7 protein-coding genes are annotated in these 5,934 nt (G+C 30.7%); all 7 read left to right on the forward strand.

The features are described from left to right. A partial coding sequence (locus NEH75_RS00005; RefSeq protein ID WP_262948276.1) for a protein rep occupies positions 1-601 on the forward strand: 601 nt, incomplete at its 5' end. 15 nt (positions 602-616) lie between these two features. Continuing rightward, on the forward strand, positions 617-823 hold the full coding sequence (locus NEH75_RS00010) for a hypothetical protein (protein ID WP_262948277.1): 207 nt from the start codon (positions 617-619) through the stop codon (positions 821-823). Between the two features lie 118 nt (positions 824-941). Then, positions 942-1,433, forward strand: a complete 492-nt coding sequence (locus tag NEH75_RS00015; protein ID WP_262948278.1) for a hypothetical protein — start codon at positions 942-944, stop codon at positions 1,431-1,433. A gap of 13 nt (positions 1,434-1,446) precedes the next feature. After that, complete coding sequence (locus NEH75_RS00020) at positions 1,447-2,295, forward strand: conjugal transfer protein TraX (protein WP_262948279.1); 849 nt, start codon at positions 1,447-1,449, stop codon at positions 2,293-2,295. 780 nt (positions 2,296-3,075) lie between these two features. Continuing rightward, positions 3,076-4,521 carry a plasmid recombination protein gene (locus NEH75_RS00025; RefSeq protein ID WP_262948281.1) on the forward strand — a complete coding sequence of 482 codons (1,446 nt, stop codon included), beginning with the start codon at positions 3,076-3,078 and terminating at the stop codon, positions 4,519-4,521. A gap of 2 nt (positions 4,522-4,523) precedes the next feature. Further along, a complete protein-coding gene (locus NEH75_RS00030) occupies positions 4,524-4,766 on the forward strand; it encodes a DUF5348 domain-containing protein (protein WP_151922490.1) in 243 nt (80 codons plus the stop codon). A gap of 717 nt (positions 4,767-5,483) precedes the next feature. Then, on the forward strand, positions 5,484-5,934 hold a 451-nt coding region (locus NEH75_RS00035), incomplete at its 3' end, for a protein rep (protein WP_262948283.1).

A 5,934-nucleotide genomic window follows, 5' to 3' on the forward strand; every position in this document is an offset into this window, starting at 1 on the left:
GAAAGATGTGGTTAAGGGAGCCTATCGAGGACTTGAAATTACTTATGATAAAAATCCAATTATTACAAAAAAAATGTATCAAGAGAAAAAGGATTATTATAAAAAACTAGGTTTAAAAGTAGGAGATAAAAATCCTAACTTTGATATGTATCACCCACATTTTCATGTGCTTATCGTAGTGAATAAATCATATTTTACAGATAAAATCTATTTATCTCAGGAAGCGTGGCGAGAGCTTTGGGCGAAAGCTATGCGACTTGATTATTTACCACAAGTAAATATTAAAAAAGTAAAAGGTAATACAGCTGAAGCAGTTGCGGAAACGGCGAAGTATGCGGCTAAAGATAGTGATTATGTGATTGAGAAAAATATAGATTTATCAATGAACGTGGTTGAAACGTTAGATTATGCGTTGCAAGGTAGACGTTTAGTGTCATTTAGTGGGATTATGAAAGAATGGCATAAAAAATTAAATTTAGATGATACAGAAGATGGTGATCTAGTGTATATTGATTCTGAAAAGGATGAAGAATTAGAGGGCGAAATGACACTTGAAACGTATGCCTGGAATGTGGGTTATATGAATTATGTGAGAGTTTAGCAGGAGGGGTTTAGAATGGAAAAAACAATGAGAGAAAAATATTATTATTGCGGTGGTTGTAAAAGATTTCATCCGTATGATGGGCATACTGAAGTCAATCGTAAGCTATGTTTCTTTTGTGAAACGATAAAGCCAACAACAAGAAAAGTTGGAAATTCAGAGATTGGATACACTCAAATTTGTAGTGAATGTCGTAAAGAATTTTTTAGAGAGCAAATGTAAATTTGTTCTTTTTTTTATCATTTTTTTGTAAAAAAATAGAAAAAATGATATTTTTATGCAATTATATGGTATTATAGTTATGTAATTTTTGGTAAAAAATCAAAGGGAGGATAGAGTTATGAAGAAGAAAACAGATTGGGTAAAAAAAGTTTCTTTATTAGGGTTATTGATTACAGCAGGAACAGGATTAAACGCTTTAGCTGCTACAAATTCAGTTGCAGATAATATGGGTGTTTCTACTCAAAAGCCATCTTTTGAATCATCGTTAGAATCGTTAGAAAGGGGAACTAAGATTCCTACTGCTGAATGGCATTCTTCTAATGGTGCTTATTCATTTTCTGGATCAGCTGAGAAATCAACTTTATATACTGAGGTATATTTAACTGGAGATACTTATTATGATGTTTCTGTGACGAATAAAAACTCTTCAGCTTTAAGTGTTCAAGCTTATAAAAAAGCTACTTTTGGAGCGGATCAAAAAGTAGGTGTTACGCAGACAGTAAAGGGACAAAAGAGTGTAAATTATACTTTAACGAATAATTTAACTGCTTCAGATAAGGTTTATTTAGAATTTAAAGCACCATCTCATTTTGAAGGATGGATTGAATAGAGGTTGTTATGTTATGTCGAGTACGTTATTAAAAGTAATCGCTCTAATTAGTATGTTTATAGATCATTTATGGTATTTTATTCCTGATATGCCATATTGGTTTCATTGGATAGGGAGAATTTCTTTCCCTATTTTTATTTATTGTTGTGTGTTAGGATATATTCACACAAAGAATAAAAAAAGATATTTTTTACGGATTTATTGTTTGAGTTTAGTTGTTGGATTCATTAATTACATGTACATGACTGATGTTAATTTGAATTCTATTAGAACTATTTTTATAACTTTAATACTTATGTATATATATGATCAATTTAAGAATAACCATAAAAAAGCTAATTTATTGTTATTTTTCTTTTTAGTGTGGCAAATTTTAACTTCATTTTTGTTAATTTGGTTGGCTGGCTTTTTAACTGATGCGCCTTTATTTATGTTAGCTACATTGTTTGGTAATGTTTTAAATTTAGATGGTGGAATATTATTTGTTATATTAGGATTATGTATGTATATATTTTATGATTCAAAGACTAAATTATCTATTTCATTTTTTATTATAACGATAATATACATGATTTTATATAATTCTCCTTTACTCCCTCGTATAGCTAGTTACTTAATGTGGAATGAACAATTAGAATATTTATATCCTATATTTACTGGATTTTTTAATATGATATTCGGAGCACACCCCATATCTGTAACTAATGATATAATTTTCGGTAATCCTCAATGGATGATGTTGGGATCACTATTTATAATCTTTTGTTATAATGGAACTAAAGGAAGAGGATTAAAATATTTATTTTATGTATTTTATCCACTTCATATGATAGTCTTGTATATAGTAAGTTTATCTTTATAATTTCTTATAGTTTTGATATTTTAAAGTTTTAAAAAAAGTTCTACTCGCATATGCTGTAACCATAAGAGTTACAGCAATTAAACTGGGAGAAAAATATTTTATTTTTTAAAAATTATTTTAAATTTTTTAAGGCAAACTTTTAAAGTTTGCTTTTTTTATTTTTCAAAAGTTCACAATTGGACACATTTATTTTTTGAAGATTTTTTCAAAAAATATTTTTTTGCAGGACAAAAAAAGTGTGCGTGTGATAAAAAAATTTTAACAAGGGTTGAGAAAATTTTTTGTCAGTTGGAGAGAGAAAAATTTAAAAAAGTGAAACGTAAATTTTTGACTTTGGGAATTTTTTTGTTAGGCTGATTTGCCGAAAGGCAACTCAAAGCGAAGCGACAAGAGTTGTTTTTCGCAAATGCCTAGTCACAAAAAAATGGGACCCACTGTCCAAAAATTTTTTTAAATTTTTTATTTTTGAGAAAACTTTATGCCTAAAGGGGGCGTAAAGTTTTTTAATTTTTGATGGAAACCAACTGCGTAAAGGAGCAGATCGGTGACATCAAAATCGGCGGATTCGCCGAAGTGTTTTTAGTCATTACTCTATGCTGAATAGAGTAATGACTCACCACCCATAGGTGGTGCACAGCCCTCGGCAGAGCTCTACATTTTGATACAACGTGTCAAAATAACGGTAGAGTTCTTTATTTTGTCATTCTTTCAAAATTCTTCTTCCTCTCTCCTCATGTTTTGTGCTAAAATTTGAGGTATTGAATAGGCGGTGATTTTTTTATGAGTGGTCAGATGACGATTAGTTTTAATAAAGCCAATATCACTAGTTTGGCACATAATAATCGTGAGAATTTATTTGGAAATCCGGACATTGATTTGGAACGCGTTAAAGATAACATCACTTATGTAAAGTCGGATATTCGGGAAATGTATCATGAAATTTTTGATCAAGCAGTGGCAGATTATAACGCTAAGCAAAAGAGAAGTGACCGAAAGATCGATGATTATTTTTCAAAAATTTTGCACGACAAAAAAACTCATCATCAACAAGAGTTGATTGTGGCAGTTGGTTGTAAAGATGAAAACACAGAAGAAATTTTTGAAATGAAAAAAAATATTTTGGATGAGTACATGAAAGGATTTCAAGAAAGAAATCCAAATTTAAAAGTTTATAATGCAGTCATGCATCTTGATGAAGCAAACCCACATTTGCATATTAACTTTGTGCCAGTTTATGAAAGTAAACGTGGATTGAGTAAGCGAGTGGGATTTGATAAAGCGATTGAGCAACAAGATGGATTAACATTTGAGCGTTGGCGAGAAAATGAAACTGGTGTAATTGAACGCCAATTAAAAGAGAAAGGCATTGAGAGGCAATATAAAGGCTCACACGGATATATGAAGGTGGCAGAGTATAAAGAGTATGCCGAGAGCTTAGAGACGCTTAAAAGCGAAAAAAACACGGTTAAAAATGATTTGAATGAGATTAAAGGCGAGTTGGAGCAAGTAAGGAGTGAATTTTTAGTCACTGAAAAGGAATTTAAGAAAAAAGATCGTAAAGTAAAAGACTTAGAAGTTAAATCTCAAATCTTAGAAGAGGGGATTGCGAGAGGATTATCTTTTGATGAAAAATTAAAACAGTTCGGTTTTTTATATCAGTCAGAGTTGAAGTCTGAAGAGATAAAAAAATTCCCCGTTGTTGGGGAAATGGTTAAGGTTGAGAAGTATCGTGAGTTAGAAAAAAAATATGAGATCGCGTTAGAACAGAATGAGAAATTAAAAATGTCTAATGCGTTTAATCCAGTTTATCAAAATAGCCTTAGGCAAGACTTAGAAAAGAAATATGAAAGTTTAAGTCAGTCCTTCAACTTAAAAAATAAAATGAATGAGCATTTAACTGAACGAGTGAATGAGTTGCAGAAAGAGAATAAGCAGCTTAAAAAAGAAAATGTAAATTTAAAATCAAAGTATCAATTTTTAAAACAAGAAGTTGATGAGATCAAAACAAATTTTCATCGTTTTAGAAATGCAACTTGTTTATTTCTGATGAAAAATAAGCTATTAAAAAATTTTAAAGAGTTATTGGTAGAGGTTGATTTTAAGTTAAAAGAAAATTTAAGGAATAATTCTATCACTGACTTCATCACACAAGAGAAACCTAAAGAACAAGAAAAAACTAAAATGCCATCAAAGGCTAAATCAAAGGATAGAGGAATGGAGCGATAAAAATGACAGAAGTTTATTTAAAGAAAAATCAAGAAACAGGAAGATTTGAATGTTACAATGGATTGACAGACGAATATATGCAAACATTAAACTGCGGAAATCCATTTATGCTGATTCCAGAAGATGAGGATCTAGAAATCCCAGGGCGAATTGAATACCACAATATAGATGGCTACTACTGGATTGATAGTGAAGATTTTACACGTCAGAAGTTAGAAAACGGAATGCGAGGATATATTGAATAGAATAGTAAGGTGGAGTGAGATGAATTTAGTTAAAGAGTGTCTAGGGTTGGGCTTTGATGTGTTAAGACTATTAGCGATTATCTTTGCGATTGGATATGTCGTGGCAAGTTGGTTTTAGAAAAAATAAAAAGAGCAGATTTAAGTCTGCTCTTTTTTGTATTTAATCAAGGAGAGTAATATGAAAAAAGTTAGCATTATTTGCTTTGGTTTATTTACTTCGTTTTAGGGATGGTTTGATTATAAAGCTTCGGTGTGTAATGGGTATGAAAAAAAATAAGTAGTTTGATGAAAATTTTGTTTTTTAAAAAATAAAAAAGAGTAGATCGTGACCTACTCTTTTTTTAGATTTCTGAGAGACTTTTCGAATTTGCAAAAAATTTTTTTGCCAAAAATAATTTTAGACGATTTTTTTTAATTTGAAAAGCGAATGTGAGGGGAGAGAAAAAAAGCACCCACTGGGTGCTTTTTTGGGACTTCCGAAAGGAAGTCCTATCCTTTACTTGATACTATGTGAACAACAGGAAGATAGAAAAACAGCCTCTAGCCCAAGTGGTATCAATGAAAAAACGATTTTTCATTAACCTATAAAATTATTGAAAAAACCCCTTATTCTATGTTACAATGAGTTTGCAGACAACATATAACAGAATAGGGGGTTTTCGTTTTTATTTAGAGAGAAAAAGGTGTTTTTCTCTAATAAGCTAACGAAATGATAGCATGGAACAATTAAATAAGCAAGTAGAATTTTTAGAAGATAAATCTTCCAGTGGTAAGATTCGTGATTGGTCTAGCAAGAAAAGAAGAAATTTAAGTTTGTCAGAAATCTACATGATGATAAAGGAATCTTATCGTAAAATACATTCGGAGAAATTTAATCGATTTTTGAATCGAGAGGAGCGTTGTCGAATGTGTGCGACTGTTTTGAAATATAAGCGTGATAAGAATGGAAAGCGAACATTATATGAAGCTTATTTTTGTCAGTTGCGCTTATGTCCAGTGTGTAATTGGAGAAGATCATTGAAGATTTTTAGTCAAGTATCAAAAATTATTCAAGCGATTGAGCAAGATAAAGAACATGCTTATATCTTTTTGACACTTACTCAAAAAAATGTGAGTGGTGAAAATTTAGAGAAAATGCTTGATGATATGATGTATGGTTGGAATAAAA

It is taken from the genome of Turicibacter sp. T129 (genome assembly GCF_025594975.1).
Taxonomy (GTDB): domain Bacteria; phylum Bacillota_I; class Bacilli_A; order MOL361; family Turicibacteraceae; genus Turicibacter; species Turicibacter bilis.